This is a genomic window from Ruegeria sp. S263 (assembly GCF_056780525.1).
This window is the reverse complement of sequence record NZ_CM165558.1, coordinates 3,205,722-3,232,447: the sequence shown is the minus strand read 5'-3', so window position 1 is coordinate 3,232,447 and position 26,726 is coordinate 3,205,722. Positions and strand designations below refer to the sequence as shown.

Below are 26,726 nucleotides of genomic sequence, written 5' to 3'. Positions count from 1 at the left end.
CGCACATCCTCGTAGATTCTGCGAGTGCAACGTAAATGTGGAGACAACATGGCCAAGGAAGATACGCTCGAATTTCCCGGTGTCGTGAAGGAACTCCTGCCTAATGCGACGTTTCGGGTCGAGCTGGAAAACGGCCATGAGATCATCGCACATACGGCAGGCAAGATGCGCAAGAACCGCATCCGTGTTCTGGCCGGCGACAAGGTTCAGGTCGAGATGACCCCCTATGATCTGACCAAGGGTCGGATCAACTACCGCTTCAAGTAACGCCCAACCCAATGGCGTTTATCTTAGGATCGGGCAGCCCAAGGCGGCTGGACCTGCTGGCCCGGCTTGGCGTGCAGCCCGATGCCATTCGCGCCCCCGATATCGACGAAGCGCCCCTGAAGGGCGAATTGCCCGTCTCATATTGCAACCGCATCACGCGGGCAAAAGTGCAGGCGGTTCAGGCCGATAGCGATGATATCACCCTTTGCGCCGATACCACGGTCGCACTGGGTCGCCGGATATTGGGCAAGCCCGAGGACGCTGGGCAGGCGGCCGAGTTTCTTCACGCTTTGTCAGGCAGGCGCCATCGTGTCATCACCTCGGTCGCGGTTCGGCGTGGCGAGCGTGTGCTGCAGCGCGATGTGGTGTCTCAGGTCAAGGTCAAACGCCTTTCTGACGTTGAGATCAACGCCTATCTGGCGACTGGCGATTGGCAGGGCAAGGCAGGTGCCTACGCAATCCAAGGCCCCGCTGGCGCATTCATCCCGTGGATTTCCGGTTCCTTCACCGGTATCGTCGGCTTGCCCCTGTCTGAAACCGCTGCTCTGCTGCAAGGCATCGGATACCCGCTATATCGTGAGGCATCATGAAAGGCCGCACCATCGTACTGGACCACATCGACGACCGCGAAGCTGCGGCATTGATGGTTGACGGAAAACTTGACGATTTCCTGATTGCTGGGGATGCGCCCGCGCCCGGAACAATCTATCGCGCCCGCGCAGACCGTCCGGTCAAGGGGCAGGGTGGCATGTTCCTGACAACGCCGGATGGGCCTGCTTTTCTGCGTCAGGTCAAAGGTTTGTCGCCCGGTGCCCTGATGCTGGTTCAGGTAAGCGGCTATGCCGAGCCGGGCAAGGCGTTGCCGGTCACTGATCGGGTGCTGTTCAAAAGCCGTTATGCGATCGTGACGCCCGACGCGCCGGGTCTGAACATCTCGCGTTCCATCCGGGACGAGGATGAGCGTGACCGTCTCCTGGAAATTGCGCATGAGTGTATGGATGGCAGTTCCTACGGATTGATTCTGCGGTCGTGCTGCGCCGGGGAAGACGCGGGTGAGATCGCCGAGGACATCAACGCGATGTTGGCTCATGCGGATCAGGTTATCAATGATCCGGGGACCGAGCCTGAACTTCTGTTGGAAGGCGATGGGCCGCATGTTCTTGCATGGCGCGACTGGACTGATCCAGCCGAGGTTGTAACGCAGGCCGGTGGCTTCGATACGCACGGGGTGCTTGACGCTTTGGATGTTGCCTGCGGGGTATCTGAGCCATTGCCGGGGGGCGGTCATCTCTATATCCAGCCCACCCGCGCCTTGATCGCTGTAGATGTGAATACTGGTGCCGACACGTCGCTGGCGGCGGGAACTAAAGCCAACTTCTCTTGCGCCAAGGCGTTGGCCCGCGCATTGCGCGTGCGCGGCCTGGGCGGGCAAATCACCGTGGATCTGGCCCCTATGCCAAAGAAAGATCGCCGTGGCTTTGAATCCGCCTTGCGCGCTGCTTTGAAGGCTGACCCGATCGAGACAACAATGGCCGGCTGGACACCTCTTGGGCATTTTGAGCTACAGCGCAAACGAGCCCGATTCCCGCTTTCGGAGGTTCTGAAATGAGCTGTCCCATCTGCGGAGATGACACCGTTACGAAGTTTCGCCCCTTCTGTTCAAAACGCTGCGCCGACATCGACTTGGCCAAGTGGCTAAATGGGTCATATTCCGTTCCGTCCCAGCGCGAAGAGGATGTCGAAACGGACTTATCGCCGGAAGAAGAAGGGCCGCACCGCCCACATTGAAAAAATGTGAAAAAGGCTCTGGACACTGCCAGTGGCAAGTCATAGAACGCCTCCACCCAACGGCAGTCGCCGTTCCCGTGCCCGGGTAGCTCAGGGGTAGAGCAGTGGATTGAAAATCCTCGTGTCGGTGGTTCGATTCCGCCCCCGGGCACCATTTAAAGCATTGAAATAATTTAAGAATTTTGATTATTGCTGCTGCTTGCTTTTACCGGAATTGGTCTGCGTACCATATCTGTACCATTTGACCCCAGCTTAAGATGTTTTTCAAAAAGCTTAATCGCTTCTTCATGTGTGCAAAATGTACGTTCGTGCAATGTGAATTGCTCGTTGAAACAGGCTTATATGTAGACTGTTTAATGGCCTTCAAGCTGAACAGAAGCGCTGCTGCGAATGGGGCTGTCGCTTAGTCAGCAAAGGATAGATCACCAACATGTTGCAAAAGCGCAACGCCACTATCCTTGGTTCTCAGCATCTATTCTTGTCACTATTTTTGGCTATCCTTGGAGAAAGCGCATCTATTCTTTAATTAATAAAATCAATATGATATGTGAATTTTCAGCGTTGAAAATCTCTCGGTTTTTGGAAATCATAACGTAACTTCGAAACGTTATGGGCAGCACACCAATGGTAACTGAAAAACTACAACACTCGTATGTGAGGGTTCACATCTGGGCTCAAAGAAGCTCTCAGGCTTCAAGGTCGACCGTGCGGAAGGGCTTTGCTGGACTGGTAATCAAGTCGTTTGAGCTAAACGGGCTTTCGCAATTTAAGTCTGCTGGTTTGTCCGGACTTCAAGCTGGAGCGGTCGTTTAATGACAAACTATTTGACAGAGAGCCTTGGCTGTATCACTCGCATGTCAGAGGCAGATAGGAATGTGCTTCCTCCAAGCCATCTGCGTCACGTCCTGCGGTTTGCGAGGGATGTGACGGAGAATGCTGAATCCTACTTTTTCGAAGGTTCCGCTCTGTCCATGGCCTCAGATCTCAGGATTAAAGACCCCGAGGGCCTCCGTGGAGTACTGCTTTCGGTTTTCGACGCACCAAAGACGGTTTTTCTAGAAGCTGGCGGCCGTGAAAGGAACCTTCTACTAAATCCTCTGCGCGAACACATTCCTCAAGATGTGCTTCCCGGAGAAGCAATCGCGAACCGGGTTGGGATTCAGGTCAAGGTTCTCGCGCCCGGTCTGGCAAAGTACTCGGTATGCTGGAATTTACCGGTCTCGCATGAGGAGTCTCGGCGGGCTCGTGCATTTGCCAAGGAAACAATGGATGCCTCATACGCGGTGAGTAGAACTAAGCTGGAGGAAAGGGCATTGTTTGAGTTCTGGCGCTTGGGTCTCAATTGCTACGACGGTGTGATCGATGTCAGGAACAAACCTTCGTTCATTACGCCCGAGGAACTCTGGCAACGATACAATAGCGGTCATCAAGAACTTCGCAAAAATTTCAAGGACTTGTTTGGGCCAACAGACCGAGAGTTTCTTAGGGTTCCTCACAAAAGGAAACTAGGCTTTGCAACTTGGGTCTACAACACTGCCTTGATGGAAGAAATCTCACTTAGCGAGACAGGAAGAAGTTACCTAAACGAACTAATGAAGAGCAATCCGTTCGCAGCAGAGGAACTATACCATAACGACCCTGAGGATCTAAGTGGAGAGATTTCGAACATCGCAGCCATGTTGGCCATTTTGTTGGCCAACGATGGAGATGCCGTCGTTCGGCAAGAGAAGCCTGTCTTTGCTGGCCTTGTAAGGCAAGGAACTAGACGAAGTGCAATTTCACAAAAAGACAGGGAACCCCGGGTAGTCAATGTAGTTAAGCTAAATGTTTCTGACGAAACCGTTGAAAAGCTATACTCTGGGGAGCCGACTGAAAAAGTTTCTACTGGGCTTCGAAGGGGACCTGGCAGGCATCTTGTACGTGGTCATCTGTTCATGGCGAGAAACGGCAAAATGGTTTTTAGACGACCTCACTGGAGAGGCAAATCAGATCCCGACAAGCCTACTGTTTTCCACGTGCATAGTTCTTAGGTGGCTGCGCGTGCGGTTGGATGCTTAGTGCTAGGAGTCGCAACGCAGATCCCCCTGTTTTTTGTACGCCACTTATTGCCGCCCGATGATCTTGAAAGCGGGCGGCAAAATTGGATTTCTACATAGTCTGGTGAGGAAAGAGTTGTCCCATAAATTGCAATCGCCGATGTTCCTCAATTTCAACTAGAGTCGAATGAGTTCAACCAACAATTTGCAAGAAGCCAATCTATTCGTTATCGCCGATTACTGCCAAGTTGGTCACGTCCCCTGACCAGGAGACACGAAGTTCCTTTTTGGCTCGAGTGGCTGCCACGTGCAAAAGCGAGCGGTACTGATCAACGATGTCATTCAAGTCCGCAGCATCAACGGCAGACTCTAAAGCAACGTTCGGTGGAAAAGCAGACTCCGACATGAACGGAATTGCCACGGCAAAAAACTCCAGGCCCTTGGCGCGGTGCATTGTAGTGATTCTCACCCCGGGTTTGTCGCGGCTGTCAGCTTCTCCAGCCTTCAATTCAACTGTTTGAACATCAATCCCGTGAAGAGCATCCTCTACACGCGCAATGTCCTTTCTCCGGTTGCAAAGGATTCCAATCTCTTCAGGAGCAGTGCCAGAAGAAATCACCTTACCTACCCAATCGGCCAGACCTTTCAGTTCTTCAATTTCTGATGGATGGGACGCAAGCTCAGGGTTTGGCCCTTTCAACAGACTTACGTATCCGTTCAGTGTATCCGTTCCTTCATCTAGGTCATCGACACTGACCCCTTCCAGGATTGATACGGCCCAGGCTCGTATTTCCTGCGTTGTACGGTAATTCAGTCGCAGTCGGCGTGAGCGGCCGCGAATGTTTATACCGCAAGCAGACATGCTCGCACGACGTGCATAAATTCGTTGATGCGCATCTCCAACGATAAAGATCGTGTTTTTATCGCCGGTCGATTTTTCCGGGACAATGGCTCTAATCAGTTTGAAAGCCTGCTCACCCATGTCCTGTGCTTCATCCACAACTACGGCGACGTAAGGGAGATTTGGTGCTTCAGATAACAACAACTCGGTCGCCTCGCGGTAAGCATCATCAGGTTCGGCCAGGCCTGCGCTGACCATGCGGGCTCTGTAATCCGAGAAAACGTCCCACAAAGCGGCTCTTTTTCGTCGATCAAGCGACGTGCCGCGCCCCGCTCTTGAAATCTTCAGATAAGCCCTTTTGTCCGTCAGACCTTTTGCTTGAACAATCTGACCCCATTCAGCTTTTACAAAATCTTCGGTCAGGTTTTCTGGTAAATCATGCGCTTCAAAAACTTCCTCCCAAATTTCTTCAAGTTGATTACGCGCTTCGCCGAAATACGCAACTTGCCGGCCAAAGTCTTTTCGTCTCAGGAACTGCGACACCCAACGATCCAGATTAATAACTTCAATCCTTGCCGGCTTTGAATCTAAGTGTTCAGGGCAAAGTGTGCGCAAATTGTTTAGAATGTCCTGCACTAAGCTTGTCGTGAACGTTGTGAATAATATCTTCTCTCCTACCCGCCTGGGATCAGCCGCGATTTGATCCGCGAGATGTTTCGCACGATGCATTGCGACAACCGTTTTACCGGTGCCAGCACCTCCGCGTACCATGGCTGGGCCGTTATAATCGCGATATGCTAGCTTTCGCTGCTCGGGATGCAGAAAGACACGCCAGCCTTCCAGCCCTTCTTCGAAAACGCGCCTCAGCTCCGCTTCACTTTCAGGAATGAAAATGGTCTGCCGGCTTTCATCGGTCTCAATGAGCTTGTCAAACGAAACGTCCGCGTCATCCTGTTCAGCGTCTTCCTCACCACACTCGGCAACGCCCGTCATCGCGTAGACTTCTTCTTCGGAGTATCCTGCTGCTAATGCGTAAAGGACCTGATAGCTGAGGGGATCAAATTTGTCTTCGTCCGTCTCAAGTTCTTCCAACGAGGCAATTTGCCGAATGGCGGGTAGTTCTTCGTCCGGTATGCCCAGAGCGCGAAGTTTCTTATCCGCAAAACCATCAAACAATCCAAGTTTAGCAGCAGTGGTCTGCTTTTCCGTTTCAGCGTCAATTTCCTGAATGATACGGACACGATTGGTCCCAGGGTCAAGTTTCACCCGTCGCCCTGTCGCCCATCGGTATGCCTTGTCATGCTCGCCGACATGCACAAACATGATGTCACGGCCCAGCTCGAAAGCTATAGCCCGGTAGCCTTGATCCACGCGCAGAGACTTAATGGAACTGTCTTTTGAACCTTCGACCGTCTCAAGGTTCAACCCGTTGCTTTCGGGGGACGACATGTAACGGGTCATCATATCCATGAATCTAAGCGAAACTTTGTCTGGAAGCTTCCTGAGGCTCTTCATGCATCCGATATCGTACGAGACCCGTTTCGCAATTGGCTGATTCATTTGCTTGTCTCCTCAATTGCCTTCAGGATTTCGGCGATGGTTTCGCTTACGTGACTTTCTTCTGGAATAAAGGTCAGAAGTGTCCACCCTGTATTGTCGTGAGCTTCTTCAGACACGCAAAAGTTATACTTGGACCAGCCGAACTCCGTTGCACCGACGACCCGGCCGGACACCATGAGATCGTCGCCGATCCTATCCGGCCCTGGTACACCGGCCGCGATAAGCGCATCTATCAAAGGGTGGAACACTTCATCGCAAAGAGATCGTGTTTCTAGCCAAGCGGTATCTTCTTTTTCATTTGCGGCACTGGATGAACTGGTTTCCGGTGGTAGCAGTGTATCCAACTCGTTTACCTGCACATGGAAGCCGGGCAGGGATTGAAGCAGGTTCACAGCACGCCATAGCCCGCGCCAAATATCTTCAAGAACCGGTTTGGTTGTTGTTACATCTGACACTTCTGGAAGAGTGGCGTGGAGAACAATGCGCACGTCACGATTGCTTTCTGCCCACTGAATAGGGCTCACTTGGTCACAAGCGACAAATACGTCGAGTGGCTTTTGACCAAAATGGGCTGCGCGCCACGCCTCTTTCAAGAACTCCAAGTTCTCACTCCGTAGGTCGCCAACACTTGGAAGATCTTCAAACGCGCGGTTTTCTGCCTGTATAAATGTGCGAGACAGCACCGACCAAGCTCGCTCAAGGTCAGTATCCACGCCATCCAAAACGCGAATCAGCGCGTTCAGATTTGGAAGTGACTGCAAGCGCTTTATCGGCTCGGATAAATCAGCAAAATGTTCATTTGCCAGAACTCTTCCAAGTGTTCCGCGCTGCTTGGACGTGTACGCCGCTTCCGAAAAGGGGTTTCGAGGCAAATCGGCGGTCTCATCAAGGTCATTCCAGCTGAGTGTCCAAACGCGCACCTTTCCGGATCGGATCATTTCGATACGGTCCAGCAGGTCCTTGTCGATGGTGTTGGCGTGGTAATCGTACCCATCCATTTCCACGACAACCGGCAATTGGTCGGCGGCGTTGACTGGCGAAACCAGGAAATCCACTCGTTTTTTGGGTAATCCATTGAAACGGGTATCGATTTGAACCTGTGGTTCTATCGTCCAGAGTTTTGGGGTGTCTGCGCTCCCTGCACGCAGGACATATCCGCGCCGCCCGCCTGATAATACCTGGGGTTTCAGCGCGTCCTCACCATAAGTTTTGGATAGGGCTCCAAGAAATCTGGCTTCCAATTTGCTTTCAACCAATGCACCAAGAATAGATGCATCAATGTTACTCGAGGTCTGGGTCAAGCTGTCCCATTTCCCGAGTGTGCTTTCCATTAAAGCGCGTGCACGATCCCGGCTTGGCTCTCCGGGGCCAAATTGCGACCTGTAGGGTTTTACGCATCGATAACATCCGTCTCGAGGCGGGTCGGCCGTGTTGCACCTACATTGGGAGAGTGCCGCAATCGCCTTAGAGACAATCGACTTCATTGTATCTGGATGTTCGCCTACTTGGCGCAGGTAACCGGATCCGCCGGGCACCGAGTCGTACAGGTAGAGGCTTCGAACCGAAACATGATCATTGAGCCTGGCTTCGTAGATCGTGGAGCGAATATGATCAACCTTGCCCGCAAAATGACGTTGCATGCCAAGATTTATCGCTGCAACAAAGCTTTTCAGATCATTGTCGTCAGCATCTCCCACCACTGGGATAATAACACGCATCGCCTCAGTTTCGAATTCCCGCATCAGGAAGACTTCCGTTTCCCAATGATCGCGGGTGATTTTGTCTCGCAAGGTTTTACAGCTTGGCGGGTGAACGCCAACATCATCTTCATTGCGCAGAGGCTTTTGCACAGTGCCGCAGTGTTTGCAGATCCTGAAAGGATGAGACGCGCGTTTGGCGCCCGCGATGATCGGACCCACTGGAGCCGATGACTTTGCGCCATAGTTGAAATCGCGGAAGGTGCAATCTGGAATGAATTCAAATCCGAATGGAGCGGAAGAATCCTGATCCGTAAACCAGGAGGACAAAACGTCAGATTCTGCATGAAAAGGTTTCAATTCTCTATCAAATTGACGCTGGTCTCGCTGGTCCAAATCACGAATAGCAGCCTTTTCCTCGCTACTGGCAGAAATAACGGATTTCAGTTTGACCACTTCATGTTCGGATCCGCTGTCGATCCACATGTTGTCCCCGCATTTTGGACAATTACTCGTCGCGTCCCCCTCGTGCCGTGGGGCAATATGAGAGCAGGACTGGCAAAACGTCCACGACGAAAGATCCTCCTTGCCAATTTCAAGTCGCTCCACCTGAACCTGTCGGCCATTTGCAAAAAAGTACTGGCCTGGCGCGAGCTCGGATAACGCGGAGCTGGCAGGTCTCGAATACTCGATTTGTAGCGGCTCCTCCGGTTCACCCTTTGCATTGTCGCGACGGAATAGAATCGACGTCAGTTTTACTCCCTCTTCGGGAAAGGCATAGTTTGGCAGAACGCCTTTATCTGTGAGGTATTTAATTACCGAAACATCATCGATACCCTTGCGGATCATGCTGTTGATTTCTTTTCGGTTGCGCTCGATGTCGCCCCTGCGTTTGTCGTATTCCTCTTCGGTAAACTCAGCCTGGCGCTGGCGTAGACGTTGCAGCTCTTTCGTTGCTTCTTCTCGCTTGTCCACCAGGCGTGCTCTGTCATTTTCTGCTTCATCAAAGACGGCTGTGATGCGCCAAGGGAGCGAGTGGTGGTCAGATTGGGTTAAGTAGTCTCGAATCCGTGCGGTCAAATCGGATCGCGCATTTATGGCCTCCGGAAGACCTTCCAAAAACTGGTCAGCGAGCATAGCACCATTGGATTTGACCATATCGAGCCATTCCCTTGGGAAACCTGTCGAAGCAACGTCATTCCTCCGTTTCAGGACATCTCTGACCTTTCCGTAATCGCTACTTTCGGAAGTGGTGATGACGAAAGCATCAAGGGTGAACGCTGTTACCTGGCGTAGTAACACTTCTTCTGCTGAGAGGAACACACCCGGAGGGTTGACCTGACCCGCCAGCATCGGCGTTGGATCTTCCCAGAACTGAATATCGTGTGGCCTGGCATTGGCCAGAACCAGATTCAGAGCATTGCCGTCCCGACGTCCGCTTCGTCCGATTCTTTGAACATAGTTCGCCTCTTCAGGTGGAACCGAGCTCAAAAGCAATGTCGACAGATCGCCAATGTCGATACCCATTTCCAGTGTTGGCGTTGCGCTGATCAGGTTCGGCGCCCATCGGGTTTCCTCGGTTATGAAACCTGTTTCGATATGGTTTCTTTGATCCGCATCGAGGATGCCGGTGTGCTCCCGGGCGACAACTCTATGATTCCGATTTGAGGACAATAACCTGCGCATCGCAGGGCGAACTGGGAGTCGTGCATCCTGTAGATGTCCCTGGCATCCGATTTTTGTACAGCACGAACCGACGGCAATGTCTTCGTTTACCGCTAGTGTTACCTCTCGCCGCCCACAAACATCGCAGGTCAAACCATGCGTGTCCAAGGAGACTACAACTTTTCTTGGCTCAAGCAGCCAAACGTGCCGGTGCCCATCTGGGCCATCAACGCGCTTGACGAGACTGTCGGCCTGCAACCTGTTGAGCGCCAGTTTGAAAACCGTGTCTGGATCAGTTCCAATTCTAAGGTCTGCATCTGCAAAGCTTCTGAAAACCCAATCACGATACCAGTTTGCGATATGTTTACGCGTCAATTTTTCAACACCGGTCAGAGCATTGCTCAGCGTAATCGGGATGGGGCCTAGTCTTCTGGGTGTATCTGGAATGGGTAAAGTGCCGCTTTGTCCAAGTCCCAGTTGACGACCCGCTGCAAACCAATTCATTCCATACGATCCAGTCGATGCCCGGGCCGCAAGCTCGACATATGGGTGGGCGACGGAACCTTGGCGCCTCATACGTTGCATGAATCCAAGTAAAAACTGGGCTACTCGGTCATTGTCGAGCTCAGGCGCACCAGCAAACTCATTCCTGAGTTGTCGCGACAAACGCTCTGCGCTGTCGCGAACCGCTTCACCTGACACATCAGCGGCAGCAATCCCATTGATCTCCAGCGTATGATTGAAATGCGCGCGAAAGCTGAGATCAATGAAATATTCCCACCCCAGGCGCATACAAATGTGGTCTATAAAAACCGGGTCACTGATAGAAATATCGTGTTGAATCAAATCCGCATAACGAGACCGCCACGCCTGTTCCTTCGGAATGAACATCGCGGTGAAACTGTCCGCGCCCAGGGTTGCAAGCCAGTCTTTTGGAACGTCCTGAAACACCTCCTCAAGATTGAGTTTGCCGGCATCAGTCTTTTGCAAAACCTGATAGAGCGACTTCTGATATACCGAGAGTGTGTTGCGGGTCTCAGCAACGGCAGCGCGATGCGCGGCGTCTTGAACAGAGTCCGAAAACATCAGGAACCTGGGTTTTGCGCTCGGACTTTCCTCATTCTGCTCGGACGAGTACATGGTACTTGTAATGCCCGGTGTCAGGCGGGCTGCACGCATTCCAAACAACAAAACGCCTTGAGCTTGCCCACACGACGGGCATGTCGCATCCAACTTTCCATTGCTATCTGTGGGATCGTACATCCAGACAGGCGATGCTGGCCCGACGTCGAGTTCGTCATGGTTCGAAGGACTGAATTCTAAGCTTTCCGAATCCAACAGGCCTTGGACGATACGCCCGCCACCAGCGGTCGCGCTCACCTTGCGGTCTATATTGTCGTGGTAAAATAGTCGAAGTTTGCCGCCGTTGTTATGGGAAAAGAACTCTTCGTAGAGTTGGTCGAGTGGTGCCCAGCAAGATACCGAACTGACATTCTGGCGTCCCAGATGCGCTGTTGCCCCGCATCGATTGCAATTAACCAAGGGCAAAGTTTTCCTGAGCGCTGAAGTATCCAGATCCATACCATGCAGCAGGTTGATATGAGATTTCTGCAAACCTGCCTCAAGCCTTGGAAGGTTTGACACCATCCGTGCCATTTCGCGTATCCAGAGCTGAAGCCTGACATTGAATAGCGGGCGATTTCCTGCTGATCGGGCCCATGCGACCAGTGCGACAGTCAGCTCCGCTAGGGCTTGATGGTCTTCTGGCCTCCACTTGCGGATTGCCTTCACCAGGGACAGGCCAGCGGCGACGTCCTCGAGCGAAGCAGGCCCACTATGTTCTGCGATAGTTTTCAGCGTTCTCTGAACCAGTTGCTGCTCCATTAACAGGCGCCCGAGAAGCAACCGCCAATCAAAAGAGGTGGGATCACCTGCATGCAGCGCTTCAAGATCTGGATCGGTCGTTTTCGGAAACAGGCATCTTGCAAGATGCTTGGCTGCTTCCGCCTGGTTCATGCCTTCTGCCGCACTGAGAGCTGCGCGTATGTCGTTCGGAGACGGACGGTCGGAATATTCTGGATCGTCGAAGACTTCTGCCGCGGTTTTGCGGGTTTCGGTGATGACGGCCTGATCATCGAACTCTTCGCCAAAAATCGTCCTGGCGTAGCCGCGCAAATCGGCTTTTGCGTCTTCGCCGGAACCGAGTGTTGCAGAAGACCCAACACAGACCAGATGCTGCTCCGGCGTGTTCAGACGATATTTCAGACGTCGGATCAAAAGTGCCAGATCCGCGCCTTGAGCACCGTCGAAGGTGTGTATCTCATCTACGACCAGAAACTTAAGTGTCTCAGGGTTATTTTCGCCCCAGAGGCTTTTGTCCCGTCCACGCAACAACAAATAGTCGAGCATTTTGTAGTTTGTGAGCAGAATATCGGGTGGGTTTTGACGCATGGTTTCGCGATGTGTGATCACGCTTTCTGGCGTCACCTCCATCGTAGCGTTCTTGGGTTCTGCGTCAGCGTATATCCCCGCTCGAACGCCCTCTAATCCCGGTAAGTCGTTGATCGCCGACGCGATTCGCCGCGCCTGGTCGCTCGCCAAGGCATTCATTGGGTAGATCAGGATCGCCTTGATCCCAGGTTCGTCCTTGTTCTGCCGGCAATGCTCCAAAATCGGCCAGAGGTAGCTTTCTGTCTTGCCAGATCCTGTGCCCGTTGCCACGAGGGTCGAGCGCATCTTGTCACCGCTCAGCCGTGCAAAGGCGTCCATCTGGTGCTGATAGGGCGGGAACCTCAGGGGTACTTCTGGAAAGGGCTGATCCCATGACCCATCCGCGGCCCCGTCGATTTGCCGAAAAGGCATGTCGACCGAAATCCACGGGCCCTTGATAAAATTGCCGGGCGTCTCAAGAAACCGCTTCACAATCCCCTCAAACGACTTGCTTGAGGTGTTGAGCGTAGAATGCACCAGCTCGCGCAGGCTTTGTTGCACATGGCGGTTGAGTAGGATCGGGTTCATGTCAGCTGCCCCCTTCCGCCTTCAGCGCCTCGAAATGAGCCCAAGCACGTTTATAGTCTTCGATCCGGTCGCATTGGGTGAAAGGGCCAACGAAGTGGTGGGTAACTTCGCGAGGACCGCCGGGCATCATGTCGTCGATGGTTGTGCAGGTAAGTTCCGAGGGATTGTCTGCCAAGATCTTCTCCCACTCGGAGCGACCGGGGCTCTTTCCGCGGTCATCGAGCCAGCCGACGCCAGGCAGTCCTACCGAACTACTCCAAACAATCTGACCGTTCAGATCATACCAAGTGCCAGCTTCATTTTGACGGAGAATTGGGTAGTATGTTTTGAAGATTTCAATTAGCTGGTCGCGAGACATGCCTAGCTTCATTGCAATCAATACATCGAGTTCAACTAGTGCGAGTCTCCTCGCATAATCAGCAGTCAAGCGCTTAGAGTTGGACCATGATGCCGAAAGATCAACTTCTGGCAACGTTGAATGTGCCTGCGACCAGCCAGACCACTCAAGCTTCGTCGCAACGCTATTCCAAAGGGGAGCGAATTCCGCCAAGTGACAAAACAATAAGAGCGCCCTTGCAATAGCATTGCAATCAGGTTGCTGAATGGGAAGAGATTCTAGGACGCTGATATCTAAATGTCCTGGGGCCGCTGATCTCAAAAAAAAGTCGAACGGTAGAGATAAAAGCTGGGATGCAACAGACAACGTCTGACATTGGTCCCCCGCAGAAATTACTCGCACTGTGTGAAGATGGGGAAGACCCGACGGCACCATGCCCACCAAAAGGCTTCTCTCTCCATTTACGTCGATAAAGTCTCTAGCTGCAATTGAATACAGAGCGCCTCCCTTTTCAATTAGATCTTCCGCATTTTGTTCCGCGGCGAGTATTGAATTATGCTGAATCAGTTCATAGCCAAATCGCACGGATCTCATGCTGTCCACTGATTTTAGATCCAGAGGCTTGTAATCTCTGTGTGAGCGCAATTGCCTTCCCGGGCATTGCGAAAAGGCTGACCCAACCTTTACCATAGGCGCAGTCAAAACGCCTGAGCCAATGTTGTCGGTAAACGTTTCCTTTTTGGAGATTTTACCCTCCTTTATAGCATCTGTTTCGACAATGGGCCGTTCTAAGATATATTCTGGGACATAACTTGATGCCCTCATTTTTTCCAATGAAGACAAAAGGCTACTGATCTTCGTTGAGTATATTTGTGGCAACTTACAGGAGACGGTAGTTGTATCTTCAAATGATGAATCTGCTAACTTTCTCAAGAATGTTTTGTCCAAAAAAATTACTCGGTTTAAATGACCTCTTACAATCCATTTGCCGTGATCATCTTTCATTGGCGGGATTGGCCCTAAACCATCATGCGAAAAAGATTCTTCTACTTGTGAAGCATGCAAAAGCCCGCTCATATGAATGAAGCTGATATCTTTTTGTGGCGGACCATACACGTTCAGCGAAAACTCTTTCCGGTTCCCCACATCCGCAAAGTTCTTACTTCTTAGCTCGTTTCGGAAAGCAAAGTGTCGACGAATTCTGGTATACCAATTAGCCCTAAACTCATGATTTTTGGGGTCGGTTAGATGGCGATCCTGATGCACCAATGCGGCTACACCTGAGACAGCGGCCACACGCCACGCGATCTCCAAGAAGCAAGCGTACAAATTATTTGCGCCAGTACCAAGATATGGAAACATAAGATGGGAAGAAGTAAATGAAAGGCGCCCATTTTCAGAGGTATATGAATTGCAAAAAGTCTTCAGTTTTAGTGGGGTATCTAGCATTTCAGGAAGTGCGGCGCGGACGTCTTTGGCCTTAACTCCTTTAGCGCCTACGGCAGGGTCAAAATCGGAAACAACTAGCGCTTCGTCAAAGGCCGGTTTTGCCCAAGGCGGGTTCCCGACTATCAAATCAAATCCACCGCGAGCGCGCATAACGTCAGCAAAGATCAGATCAAAATGCACAAAGCGTTCCCTCTCAGCCACCTGGGTCGCAACACCTAACCAGTCGAATGTTTCAATCAGCGCCTCAACATTGGTTTCGCGGAACAACAAGTCTTGGGTTTTGTGCGGCGCCTTAAACAAATCACACGCAGGTGCATCGGGTTCAAGCTGGTCGAAGAAATCCAGTTCCGGATTCGAGAACTCTGACATACTTGGTGCCTCAAGGGATCCGTCAGCAGAAAACCCGCCTTCAAGGATCATTGCCATGCCGCTCAGAAACTCGAGCCGGGATGGCAGTTTGTCCGCCTGATCCAACGGCCATAGCCACAGGGCGCACCATGCGTCCATTGCTGTCTTGAGCCGCTTGTAAGGCAGAGTGTTGGTGGCGTGATCGTCGCCGACCAAATGCGCGGTCAGTTTTGCTTTGGCATGGAAATCCATCCGCTTGTTTCCAGCCATTTCATGATCGGGCCAGATGGTAATTTCGTCGTTGGAGGAAATTCGGGTCTTCTCCAGGTCATCGGCGACTTGTTCGAACAATGCTTCAGCAACTTTGCTGAGTTTCTGGACCAATTGGATTTCGTGCTTTTCAAGTTTTTTGAAGAACCCTCCTTGGCGCCAATCTTTGATCCGCTTTTGCCCATCTTCGGCAAAAGGTTTGATGGTCTTGTCGCCATCAAATTTGGCCATATCCTTGGCCGGCAGTAGCCACTGCCAGATCTGGCCTTCTGGCAACTTGTTGCGCCAGCCGATCTCCTGTGGCTTGGCATTTAGCCATAGATCTGCGGCGCTAGATGCTGTCGTGAGCTTTGGACTATAAGATGCTCTTCGCGCTCCCAGCAACGAGTTCCCGGCATGCAACTGGTCTCCAAACCACGGCGAAAACGCGCTGTTGTGCAGACCGTTGAGCCAGAGCGAGATCGCGCCAAGTTCAACCGCAATAGGGTTCAAGTCGACGCCAAAGCAATTTCGGTCGGCGATGAAACTGCGGACCTTTTGCTTTTCGACGACGATTTGGTCTTGCGGAATGGTCTTGCCCAACTCCTGTTGTTTGCGGTCTAGATAGAGGTCCGCCAGCTGGTTTGTGGTCTCGACTAGGAAGGCCGCCGATCCCATCGCGGGCTCGAGGATCTTGAGCTCAAGCAGTTCATCTGCGGTGAGGTCTTTGCAGCGCTCCATTAGAGCGTGTTTGACCAGCAATCGGGCCAGCGGTTCAGGAGTGTAGTAGGACGCTGACTTTTCTCGATCCCGACCCGCAAGGCGATAGATGAATGTCCCCTTCGGATAGATGAGTGCTTCGCTGCCTTTGAACACCACTTCTTCAGAGGTGAACTCACCGTTCAGAAGACGACGGCGCTCCACAAACCAACTGGGTGCAAGCGGATCGACATAATCTACGCGGCTTACTGGATCGTCTGGATCGTCTGGATCGGCATCAGACTTTTTGCCTTTGCTGGGAAGCAATTCAATCAGATCATTTTTGGCGACAACCCCAGTGAATGAAATCAGGGTTTCATAGACAGCGCCCAACTGTCCGATGCCGAGCTTGGCGTAGGAAATGCGCCCCGTGCTTTTATTGGTTGATCGCAGTGACAGACGCCGAATGACCTTCTGAATCGCCTCATTGCGCAGATTGAGGCTGTTCAGAAGCGGAGTGCTCTGTGGATCAAGCAAAGACACCTTTACAGCCGGCAGCCGGAGCCCCGTCCCCTTGTCAGCGTCTTCCAAATCAAGGCCCGTGTAGAGTAAGTCTAATGTCGTTTGCAGGCTCTCCCAGAGGAACGTCCCGGTTCGATCCGCGGTGGTTCTAAGCGGAACGGACTCCAGATCGCGCAGGCCTTCCAGAGAGTATCCAGAGTTGTAAATCGGGTTTTTCAAATCAAGCAGGCTGAGCCGCGGATTGGCTTCGGCATAGAACATGAACAGCAAGCGGTACATGTATCGCAAACATTCACGAGACAGGTCTGGACCTTCGATCCAGACACCGCGTTTGGACTTGATGGGATAATTCGACGGAAACTTGCCTTCGGTGACTTCGAGAACTTCTTGCCCCAGCAGCTCAATAGCATCTCGCACTGTTTTCTTGAGCGATGATGTCACCGAATTGGCGTTTCGCTGAGCTTCTTCTTCGAGTCTGTCGGAAATCGGCACGCCTTGCTCAGGCACCCGAGCCTCTCTTGCAATCAGGCAAGCCGTCAAAACCAGCGTGTCACGTTCGGATCGCGCAAATATCTCCTGCAAATTGAAGCGAAGTACTGACCGCGCGGGCCATTTGCGTTTATCGACAAGGACAAGTTGGGAAAGACCAACAATCAGTACGTTTCTAGGTCCATCCGGCAATTCAAACACGCCTTTGGCCAGAAACTCGCCGATTGTCTGGTCCAATAGAGCCGCGTCCCGGTCCTCTTCTGCAAACTGATCTTTGGAAAACTTCGCATCCAATGGGTCAGACGATTCGTCTTCGTTACTTGGAACCGGTGCTTCGATTATCCAAAGCGCATCTTTTCCATCTGCATTTGAGACTCTGCCGAGAAGCGGTATTAGTGTTTGGCCATCCAAACCCGCGGGCGCAACTTCCCGTTTCCACTCATAGCCGAGCGCTTCCAAAACCTTGAAGCGAGCCTCCTGAGTGAGCCCAAACCTTTTCGACGCTTCATTTGAAGCACGAATTTGTCGGTAAGCACCCAACGTTGTGCCGGTAACACCCTGCAAACGTTCAACGGGGTGCTTTTTTTTATCCAACTCAGACCAACGGGCAGTGATATCGGCCAACTCTTCTTTCAGAACGTCTGACAGGGTTCCGGACGGAAAAAACTCTGCTTCGTTTTCAATTCCAATGAGTTCCATAAGCTTACCCTACGAACACTGCTTTGAGGTCAACATGCGGATTGGGGTCATCAATAACCTTGCGCGTTCTTTCGAACCACTCGATCCAGTCCTCAAAAAGGCGATCTATTCTCTTCTCTTTATTCTGCCGCAGGGTCTGTGCGCGCTTTTGTTTCGTAGTTAACGCGCCTTCATTGAACGTGATTTCCCCTAAATCAAAACCCAACTGGGCTTTGTGGCGTTTTTCCAAGTCTGACAAGCGTGCCAAAACAGAATTCATTTCTACTTCAATCTCTTGTGCCTTTTGGTTTCGAAGTTGACGTAGATGAGTTTGGAAGCAATCAACAGCCGAGCGCAGTGCGTTTTGGGCGTCCTCTTGGCCCGAAATTGGCTGACTTGGCGTGTTCCCCTTAAGTTGGGTGCGGCTGAGAAATTCCGCTATCTCTTCAATCCATAACTCGCCATCCGCGCTCCGAACAACAACGGCCCACCGGTCGACGACAGGCGCGCCCAGCGAATTGGGTACGGCTCCGTGCATGACGAAAGCTATTTCACCATCAGCAAGTCGGCCCTTTAGCGAGGCAATCGGCGCCGAGTGTTGAGGAAAGAACGTATTTGAGCGGTCGGCAAACCATTCCAGAATTGGGTGGCCGTCCCAAAGATACTGGACGTCTGGCCAGGACCGCTCTCTCATTTTAGCTTCATCAATGGCCCTAGTAATTGTATCCGCCTGATCTGTCAGTTCGACCTTGCCAGAGCGGTCCACTGCCTCTTCCGGCATATATCGCCCATCAACCGCCCCAGCACTTGCATAGCCGAAGCCGTCACGCGCTTTCATATCCTGTGGTATCTGGAACTTTATTATGCGTTGAGCCTCAGAGATGCTTGGAGGTGTGTCAAAAACCTGCTCTTCAGGTCGACCGAGCCGTTCCAACATGCTGCCCGTATAAGAGAAGGTGTCTTCAAACAATCTCGGAGGCTTCGCCTCTGTAGTTGAGGCGGCACTCGTTTGTTCTTCCACGTTGTCGGCATAGTCCCCAAAGATCGCGTCAAATGCGTCATCAAGAGCCTTTGCTTGCGAAGCACGCTCATCCATATCTCGAGCAAAGGCGTCTTCGCCGACCCCTGACGCGACAGCCTCTGCGACGATAACCTCCTCACCTTCGGCATCCCCTTGGCCAAGGAAAACAGCAGGGTCACCTACACCCTCCTGGGCTTTCTCATCTCTTTCAACGAGCTTGTCCAAAACCCACATCTGGCGAACTTTTGGGTGGCTGCTTTCGCCGACAAAATATGTGATCTGCGGTGCACGGTCTTGCCCGTAACGGTCGATCCGACCGTTGCGTTGCTGAAACCGCAGTAGAGACCAAGGCAGATCAAAATGGATAAGCCGGTGACATTGGAAGTGGAGGTTAAGGCCTTCGGAGGCCATATCGGATGCAATCAAAACCCGGATAGATGAGTTTTCTTGCCCAAAATCCTCAATGACCTTCTGGGTTTTGATGTCGGCTTCAACGCTACCGCCGTCAATTCGAGCAATCTGATCTTCTTTGAGCCCTAGATCCTCTGGCATCCGTTCGGCAAGCCAGGACACAGTGGCGATGCGCTCTGAGAAAACAACAAGGCGGTCGCGCTTCTTGCTTCCAGTCCATTTTGCCGCCTTCAAAGCGTCCAGCAAATCCTGATACTTGCTGAATTCGCCGATACCAATTTTCTCAACCTGATCGGCAAGCGCTTGCAGGCGTTCTTGATCCTCTTCGGTGCCGCGAGACGTTCCTTTCTCGATACCCCGAATGCGATTGTTCAGTGTCTCCAGACAGGCGGCAGGGCTAGAAAAAATGGCCTTAGCCAAGGTTGTTCGAAAGAGATCAATTGCGCGACCGCGTTTGTTTTCTTCGTCAAGATCCAGATGAAGATCTGCAATCGATTGATATGCAGCCTCTTCTTCAGGGCTGAGAGGGAAATCTCTTCTGATCAGTTTTCTCTGCGGGACGATTTCTCCCAGATCTTCTATGACCTCGGGTGATGATCGAAAGCGCCTGACGACCAAATCTTCGATGTCTTCGCGCTTGAGCTTAGTAGGATCGGGCACGCGAGTTGGATCAAGCATTTCGATCAAGCTTGCAAAGCTTTCGTGTGATCCATCATGCGGTGTTGCTGTTAGCAGGAGCAGTGAGTCTGTTCGTCGCGAAAGCAGTTTCGCAAGCTCAGCCCGTTGAGAGTTGGTGCCAGCTGTGTTTTTGCGGCGGGCCGCATTATGGGCTTCGTCGATAATAATCAGGTCCCAATAGGATGCATCGATTGCGGCCCGGATTTGCGCATCTCGCTTCAAAGTATCGATGGATACAATAGAGCGATCAAATTGATCGAAAACGTTGTAATGCGCCGGTATTTTGTTCCGCATTCGGCGAATTGCTGCGCTATCCAACCTTGAAAGCGGGATGGAAAATCGTGTCCAGAATTCCTTCTGAAACTGCGTTAGCATCGCGCGTGTAGTTACAACAAGAATCCTGTTGGCCCGCCCTCGGAGTGCTAGCTCCGAGGTGATAAGTCCAGCTTCAAGTGTTTTCCCAAGGCCAACATCGTCAGCAATAAGCAACCGGACGCGGTCCTGAGAAAGAGCCCTTTCAACAGGTAAATGCTGGAAGCTGAGGTCATCGATGGCGGCTTGTCCAAAGGTCAAAGGTTGCCTTGCCGTTGTTGCGGTTTGTCTAAAGGCCGCTTCGAGGAAGAGTTTTGTGTCCATGAGCCCCGGTGAGCTATCATGTTCGAGCCTGACCTCGGCCGGATCTAGAACTTGAGATCCTGTTTCAACCCGCCAGATAAAGCGAGCTTCTTTGTCCCTGACAAGTCCGGACAACCCACGACAGTGGACTTCGCTATCGCCGCCTTTCAGTTGCGTAAGACCCAATACTTTCCAGATGGCTGAGCGTACTTTGACGACCGAACCGGGTTGTGGGATGGGGTTCATTTGGGGCTCCGAAAATAGTCTTGCTTTTTGGCTTGGCTTAAACGTTCACCAGCGAGCTTCGGTGTGTTTGGTGCGTTGAGTTGGGCGTAGCGGCTTACTCTGTGACAATCGACATGGTTCCAGGCTGTACGTGCGGCGCAAGTCTACCCTGCAAAAATCTAAGGAGTCTTCTTCGGAACACTTGTTGGAGTCCTCCAGGTATCTTCAGTTTCGCCAAGCAATCCTAGCGGTAGTTAAGTGGCGGCATTGTTGCGTTAAAGTAGTTTGATCGACTATGATCAACCCGTTCGTAGATGATCATGCAAAGCCAGCGTTCATGTATGCATAAAGTCCGCTCACGGATAATCTTTTGCTGACATAGTTTTGTGATTTCATGCCAATAGCAGTGCTCATTTTGAGGTCTCTATCGTGATTTTTACGGCCGCCGGCTCGACACCGAGATCAACTGCAATGCGTTCGCGATGCAGTTCGATGATCTCGCCAAATGTCAGTTCGCCTGTGCCTGATGTTGGAGCCTGTCTCACTTGCATGCGCGCTGCGGAAGCATCGTCACGCCGCCTTATTGCCTGCGCGTCTTTGAACGAGACCTCTTGTACTTTTTGCCAATCACCAATCTCGAGCTGATCAAGTACTCCATCGGTGTCCGTATAATTGACAGGGTTTCTATAGCCGGGCCACTTCAGTCCCGCACTTGTCATTGCGTACTGATCAAACTGAATAAGCCAACGCCCGTCCTCATCCTTCAAGACATCTTTTATCGTCGCTACCATGAACGATTCACCGTGATGCTCTGGATCCCCGGGTCGCCTCTTGTCGAAGGCGTTGTGAGTAAGGACAACATGCGTCGCGCCCCGCGCCTTTACAGGGTCCACTTTCCACCACCCAGTCCCGCCCAAGTCAGCGACGTCTTCCGGCTTCTTACTTGTAAAAATGACCATGGTCGTAGGCATAGGAGTTCAACCTTCCAATCTCAAGGTGATATTACCTAAGGAAAATTTGGGCGCAACAAATTATATAGTTTTTATATAAAAAGTATATTTTGAATAGAAGTTTTGACTGTGCATGGCCTCGGCGATGCACGCCAAAAAGCTTGAGCCACATCGCCTCTGTCAACGGTCAGCGACAAACTCGGCTGAAAACGTTTATCCCAGATTAACCTTGTTCTGGCACCATGTCCGGATATCTAAACAATGAGACAAAATTATGGAAAAAATCCGTAAGCTCGAGCTCTGAAGAAGGTAGTCAATCGGGTCTTGTGCTCGTTGCCAAGCGGCGCTAAGTTGCTGATCTAAAATTGGAAATATCGATGACTTTTGTTGTGAAACAACCTGAACTGTTCAGTCGCCCCAGCGTGCGGCTGATATCGCTTGGATAGTCCCTGGTCGTAGTTCGACCGTTCCAAGCTGCTTCAGATTGAATCCGACAAAAGGGGTGCTCGATGCCACGAGGATCTAAGACTTCTTCCAGTTTTTTCAAACAATTCAACACCTGGTTCGATGCTGCGCTGCATGAACTTTGCTCTACCGGTTTTCAAGAAAATACTTGGGGAGCAGGTGAAGGAAAAGCGGGCAAGGCGACGAAGTGGTTCGCTTGCTCATCAAAACTCGATATCCACTCTGCGGCAGCTTTGATCCGGCTGTTTGCAAGCTTCCCCAAGAACCAAAAGACCGTCATTGAAAGCTTGTATGCTCCCTATGGTTTCACCGTCGTTGAAACCGGTGATCCAGCATGGATCGAGCCTGTCGAGGACGCCTTCGAACGCGGCCTCATGCCGGCCGCAAAGAACTCTCAGAAGCACCTTCCAAAGATCAGCCTTATTACTCGGAATTCCAAGACCTATTCATCGCGTCGGGCTAAAGGGAAAGATGAGTTTGAGAAAAACTTGTCTGATCGCATGGCGGAGCCACGGCCGTTCTTGTGCATTGTCGAGTGTTTGGAGGAAATTCCTGAAACAATCCGACAGGCGGCAACACAAGTTGTGCGGCTAGCGGAAATCTCTCCGCAAATCGTTCTAAAACTTCATAAGGTACTGCACCGTCCATGTTGCAACCCGGACATGCAACCGATCCTTGACCAACTGCCTCAAGCACAGGAGTTGCAGTGTTTGACGCTGGAACAGCTGACCACCGCAGTGCGACAGACGAACACCAAGAAGATGGTGGAAGCGCTTGTTCGATTTGCCGATGACAACTCGGTTGCGGCCGATAAGTCAGCGCTTGACGCAGTAAAGGGCTTGGGTTCGACCAAAGCGGTTCTGAAGCAACTGTCTGTCGACATTAAAACATGGAGAGGCGGTCAATTGGATTGGTCGGAAATTCCCAGGGGTGTTCTCATGTTTGGCGCCCCGGGCACAGGTAAGACTTTTGCCGCTTCGAAGCTTGCCAGTCAGATCGGTGCGCATTTCATTGCGACGAGCTACGCCGACTGGCAGCAACATGGCCACCTGGGCGATTTTCTGGCGGCAATGAACAAGTCCTTCGATGAAGCGTGCAGAAGGTCGCCAACGGTACTGTTCATCGATGAAATCGATTCTTTTGAGGATCGTGCAACCGCAAGCGGTGAGAATGCAAACTATACCAGATCGGCGCTTAATGCCCTGCTTGAAGCAATGGATAAAGCCAATCAACGTCAAGGTGTCTTGGTTGTTGGGGCGTGTAACCATCCAGAAAAACTGGATGCAGCGTTGGTGCGCTCGGGGCGTTTTGATCTGAAAATTGAAATGTCACTGCCCGGCAAAGACGCACTTGCCGACATTCTTTTAGATCATTGCGGCGATGAAATTACGCTGCGCAGGATTAAGGACGTGGCTGCACATCTTATTGGCTGCACAGGCGCGGATGCGGCGGCGATTGTGAGACAAGCCCGCAGTTTGGCGAGATACAAAGGAGCCACGTTAGAAGATGCTCATCTGTGGGCTGCCGCGGAGAAGATTGTACCTGAGAGTTCGCAATCGGATTTGCTGCGGGCAGCCTACCACGAAGCGGGTCACATTATTGTAGGGAGCATTCTTGGGCTCGGCTTGCCTGATCGTGCCGAGATCCGATCTAGAGGTGGGATTGTCTCCTTTGAGAACAAAAGCCCATTTCCTTTGCTCGCTGAGCTTGAAGCGAAGCTGGCAATGCTTCTTGCAGGCCGCGAAGCGGAAATGGCTTTTCTTGGATCGGTTTCTACTGGCTCTGGCGGCAGTGCGGAAAGTGACCTTGCGCAAGCGACGATTCTTGCGACGCGCCTGGAAGAGATGTTTGGACTTGGCGCAAATCCTTTGCTGTGGCGGCCAGTCGAAGTGACGAACCTTAGTGACATCCTTCAGGATGAACAAGTTCGGCATAACGTATTGCAACGTTTGGAAACGGCGAGTTCTCGGGCGAAAGACGTCATCGAAAAAAACCGAGCGGTCATCGAAAGTTTGAGCGCTCTTCTGGTTGAGAAACGCGAGATCTACAAAGCAGAGATCGAAGAGGTATTGGACAAACATGAATGTTCGAAGCCTTACAAGGGGCGCCATGGTGTCTTGAGCAGCCCCGCGCACGAGTATAAATAGCCGCCGTATAAAGCGTTCGGCGGATCGATGAGGATAGACTTTGATATGTTTGACGCATCGCGACCAAATCTTGATCTAGTGCCGATGCGACTGTCGCTGCGCGAGGATAGGCGCGCCTGCAACGTTACTCCGAGTCAAGAAGATTGATGACAAAAAGTATCTCATCCGCTGATCGTCTTATTGATGTACCCGACGCTGAATGGGCGACTGTTATGTGGGAAGCCTCTTGCCCCTATAATTTTGAAACCTTTCAGCTAACCGGCGAGCTGCGTATCGCTGATCTGCTGCGCCTTGGGAAAGCCGCCCTGAGGGAAGGGGCTGCGAAATCCGCCGGCCTTTTTGAGGGGCCTTTTGGTGAGCCTCAGTTCGATTGGACACTGGAGCAGGACCAGGATGGGAAGTGGTATGTTTGGGCCGACTTGCCAGGTGGCATTGGTGGTCCCTGGTGGTCCGAAGATGTGACGTATCGCGGGGAGCATTTGGCAGCTGCAAAAGATGAAGATGGCGAATTCAGCGTTATTGAAACGTCCCTGTCACCTATCAAGATATCTTGAGCAAAGCCGCTTCTAATAGAGAACCAAGAGTGCCTATGGAAAAAGCTCGTAGCCCGCAAACAATCACCTCCCTGGATCCCAACTTATTGGTTTCGGAGTCGGGAGGGTTTGTTTCGCACATATTGCCTTTCAATTCACCTTTGTGTGATTAATCTTTATTTGAAGATTGGGAGTGGACGCTCCTTAATCAGGTTCTCAGTGGAGATCGCTTGGAAGAGCTAGAGGCAGGTGCGGAGCCTCGATCACACGAATTGAATCTGCTGATAAAGCGCCGTGTTGAAAGTGCACTCGACAATCCAGACGATGACATTACACCGGGACTTTGGTTTGCCTTCCCAAAGCAGAGCCAACGTGTCGCTGTTGTTGTTTGTTGGGGAAGCGGGTGGGACACGCGTCGCGAGTTATACGGTTGTTTTTCAACGAAAGAAGCGGCTTTGGAGGCAATTTCTCTTAGATTTGCGTTTCCCCGAGATTTTGACTTAGACACTTGGGCAAACACACACCAGGCTTGAGAGAATAATGGTTCGAATTTTAGACCAAAAGCTTACTTCAAAACCGCACGGAGAAATCAAGAATCTTCTCCAGACGGTAAACTCAGACGGATCCTGGACGGCCTCTCGGCGCGAAGCGCTGGAGAGCATTCGTGAATTGGTCCAGCAGCACAAGGGTTTGATTTTTACAAGTGACTTCCGAACATACAGCCTTCAAACGAAAGGCGCATGGGCAATATTTAGGGTTCCCGGTAAACAGCAAGGCAAGCTCAAGTCACTGCGGGGCGAAAACGTTCTGATCATTTGTTTAGATTATGCGGACAAGTGGCCAGGGTATTCTGGACGCAAATTCGCGGCGTTAAAACTGGATGATCAAGGACGTTTGGTAGCACCTGAAGACTAAGAAAGGTCTCAGTTCTTGTGCCACGATCTGTGCGATGCTGATGCAATGAAGCTGTAGGTCGGAGATCGAAACGTCGCTCAGCCTTACCTGTGCTCAGAACACAACTATAGTGATCAGGCTTCGGGCGAGCCTGGGACAAAGCAATTCTGTATGCGGAGAGATCGAGGTCAGGACGCTCCTTCTGTAGAACTTCGAAAACCTGTTTCGTGAAACGCCCTGGCACAATAGGGTGACCGAGCATTAGTTCTGACATTCGGGACAACTTCTCGTCTCGGATTCGTGTGAAGGAACTGTTGAGTACTCTCAAACTGAGGGGATCTGTCTCCGGTATCGCAAGATGCCAGTGAACATTTGTGCACTCCGTGGAAGCACGCGGTTTCATATGCCTGATCAGGCAAAGGCGTCTTACGCTGGAATTGGGTACTCGATACTCTTGGCAATATGCTTTGATCACTTGCGCGAGCTGAGTGTGATCTAAACGGACCTGGGGTGCCAGAACCACATGCCGTACGGAGAAAGCTTTTCCCGAGAGCTTCGAAATCTCACCCATGATTTGGATGTCGTCAGGATGACCGCAGAGCCAATCAACCCGCTCGTTTTCGCCCTTGGCGGCAAGGTATTTGGCAATCTTGTTGGTATGACCGGTAGGGACGCGAGATGTTTTGATGATCACGTTTTGCCTCCTGTCACATGGATTTGGATGCCATGCAGGGAAGCAGATATTTTAGCCAGAGCGGCAGCAATGGCGGGGCTTTCAGAAGGATCGTGAGGAGTGCGCGTTAGGGTATGCGTGAGGTATCGAAATTCTCTGCGCATGTCCTGCAAAAGATCAAGAAAACAGATGGCGCGTTTTAGATCTTGCGAGATCGTTTTTTGAGTGCAACGCCGAGATGGTGGCCGCGTTTCCACTTCGTTTGAGAACCCGAGTGAACGTGCAAGCAGGACGCGAGCTTGGGAAGTAGGCGAGATACCATTTTCCTTTGCCCGTTCATCCAGCAGGCTTTTCAAATCCGAATTCAACCTAACTCCAATGAGTTCAGTTTGTCGGGTCTTTGAACTCCGGGCAGCTTTTCTCATCGCTTTAACTCCATTTGGCTAGCGGCACAACTTGGGTGTTGGACGT

At 51.7% G+C, this 26,726-nt stretch carries 14 protein-coding genes and 1 tRNA gene; 9 read left to right on the top strand and 6 right to left on the bottom strand.

Annotated elements, in window-relative coordinates; genetic code table 11:
- Window positions 1–48: 48 nt before the first annotated feature.
- From infA to ACT2B1_RS15905, 6 genes are all read left to right on the top strand, one after another.
- Window positions 49–267, top strand: coding sequence for a translation initiation factor IF-1 (gene infA, locus ACT2B1_RS15930; protein ID WP_005978431.1), 219 nt, complete (start codon window positions 49–51; stop codon window positions 265–267).
- 11 nt (window positions 268–278) lie between these two features.
- On the top strand, window positions 279–857 hold the full coding sequence (locus ACT2B1_RS15925; protein ID WP_481668145.1) for a Maf family protein: 579 nt from the start codon (window positions 279–281) through the stop codon (window positions 855–857).
- On the top strand, window positions 854–1,876 hold the full coding sequence (locus ACT2B1_RS15920; protein ID WP_481668144.1) for a ribonuclease E/G: 1,023 nt from the start codon (window positions 854–856) through the stop codon (window positions 1,874–1,876). Before ACT2B1_RS15925 ends, ACT2B1_RS15920 begins: the two co-directional genes overlap by 4 nt.
- Complete coding sequence (locus tag ACT2B1_RS15915; RefSeq protein ID WP_171211967.1) at window positions 1,873–2,055, top strand: DNA gyrase inhibitor YacG; 183 nt, start codon at window positions 1,873–1,875, stop codon at window positions 2,053–2,055. Before ACT2B1_RS15920 ends, ACT2B1_RS15915 begins: the two co-directional genes overlap by 4 nt.
- A 79-nt stretch (window positions 2,056–2,134) precedes the next feature.
- Window positions 2,135–2,209: transfer RNA gene (locus ACT2B1_RS15910), tRNA-Phe, on the top strand.
- Between the two features lie 658 nt (window positions 2,210–2,867).
- Window positions 2,868–4,085 (top strand): hypothetical protein, encoded by a 1,218-nt coding sequence (locus tag ACT2B1_RS15905; RefSeq protein ID WP_481668143.1) that lies wholly within the window; start codon window positions 2,868–2,870, stop codon window positions 4,083–4,085.
- Window positions 4,086–4,311: 226 nt separating this feature from the next.
- Here the strand turns inward: ACT2B1_RS15905 and ACT2B1_RS15900 are convergent, their stop codons facing one another.
- The 5 genes from ACT2B1_RS15900 to ACT2B1_RS15880 all read right to left on the bottom strand — a co-directional run bounded on the left by ACT2B1_RS15900 (window position 4,312) and on the right by ACT2B1_RS15880 (window position 21,564).
- The gene (locus tag ACT2B1_RS15900) at window positions 4,312–6,492 is read right to left on the bottom strand and encodes a UvrD-helicase domain-containing protein (protein ID WP_481668142.1); all 2,181 of its coding nucleotides are present in this window, start codon (window positions 6,490–6,492) and stop codon (window positions 4,312–4,314) included.
- The gene (locus ACT2B1_RS15895; RefSeq protein WP_481668141.1) at window positions 6,489–12,872 is read right to left on the bottom strand and encodes a DEAD/DEAH box helicase; all 6,384 of its coding nucleotides are present in this window, start codon (window positions 12,870–12,872) and stop codon (window positions 6,489–6,491) included. The genes ACT2B1_RS15900 and ACT2B1_RS15895 overlap by 4 nt, the downstream gene beginning before the upstream one ends.
- 1 nt (window position 12,873) lies before the next feature.
- Entirely contained in the window at window positions 12,874–17,664 is a 4,791-nt protein-coding gene (locus ACT2B1_RS15890) for an Eco57I restriction-modification methylase domain-containing protein (RefSeq protein WP_481668140.1), read from the bottom strand.
- Window positions 17,665–17,668: 4 nt separating this feature from the next.
- The gene (locus ACT2B1_RS15885) at window positions 17,669–20,614 is read right to left on the bottom strand and encodes a helicase-related protein (protein WP_481668139.1); all 2,946 of its coding nucleotides are present in this window, start codon (window positions 20,612–20,614) and stop codon (window positions 17,669–17,671) included.
- A 389-nt stretch (window positions 20,615–21,003) separates the two neighbouring features.
- A complete protein-coding gene (locus ACT2B1_RS15880; RefSeq protein WP_481668138.1) occupies window positions 21,004–21,564 on the bottom strand; it encodes a hypothetical protein in 561 nt (186 codons plus the stop codon).
- A 488-nt stretch (window positions 21,565–22,052) separates the two neighbouring features.
- Here ACT2B1_RS15880 and ACT2B1_RS15875 point away from each other — a divergent pair, with 488 nt between their 5' ends.
- The 3 genes from ACT2B1_RS15875 (at window position 22,053) to ACT2B1_RS15865 (ending at window position 25,603) form a co-directional block, all read left to right on the top strand.
- The gene (locus tag ACT2B1_RS15875; protein ID WP_481668137.1) at window positions 22,053–24,155 is read left to right on the top strand and encodes an AAA family ATPase; all 2,103 of its coding nucleotides are present in this window, start codon (window positions 22,053–22,055) and stop codon (window positions 24,153–24,155) included.
- Between the two features lie 146 nt (window positions 24,156–24,301).
- Window positions 24,302–24,709, top strand: coding sequence for a hypothetical protein (locus ACT2B1_RS15870; protein WP_481668136.1), 408 nt, complete (start codon window positions 24,302–24,304; stop codon window positions 24,707–24,709).
- Between the two features lie 519 nt (window positions 24,710–25,228).
- Entirely contained in the window at window positions 25,229–25,603 is a 375-nt protein-coding gene (locus ACT2B1_RS15865) for a hypothetical protein (protein ID WP_481668135.1), read from the top strand.
- A 669-nt stretch (window positions 25,604–26,272) separates the two neighbouring features.
- Here ACT2B1_RS15865 and ACT2B1_RS15860 read toward each other — a convergent pair.
- Complete coding sequence (locus ACT2B1_RS15860; protein ID WP_321251716.1) at window positions 26,273–26,680, bottom strand: hypothetical protein; 408 nt, start codon at window positions 26,678–26,680, stop codon at window positions 26,273–26,275.
- Window positions 26,681–26,726: the final 46 nt, after the last annotated feature.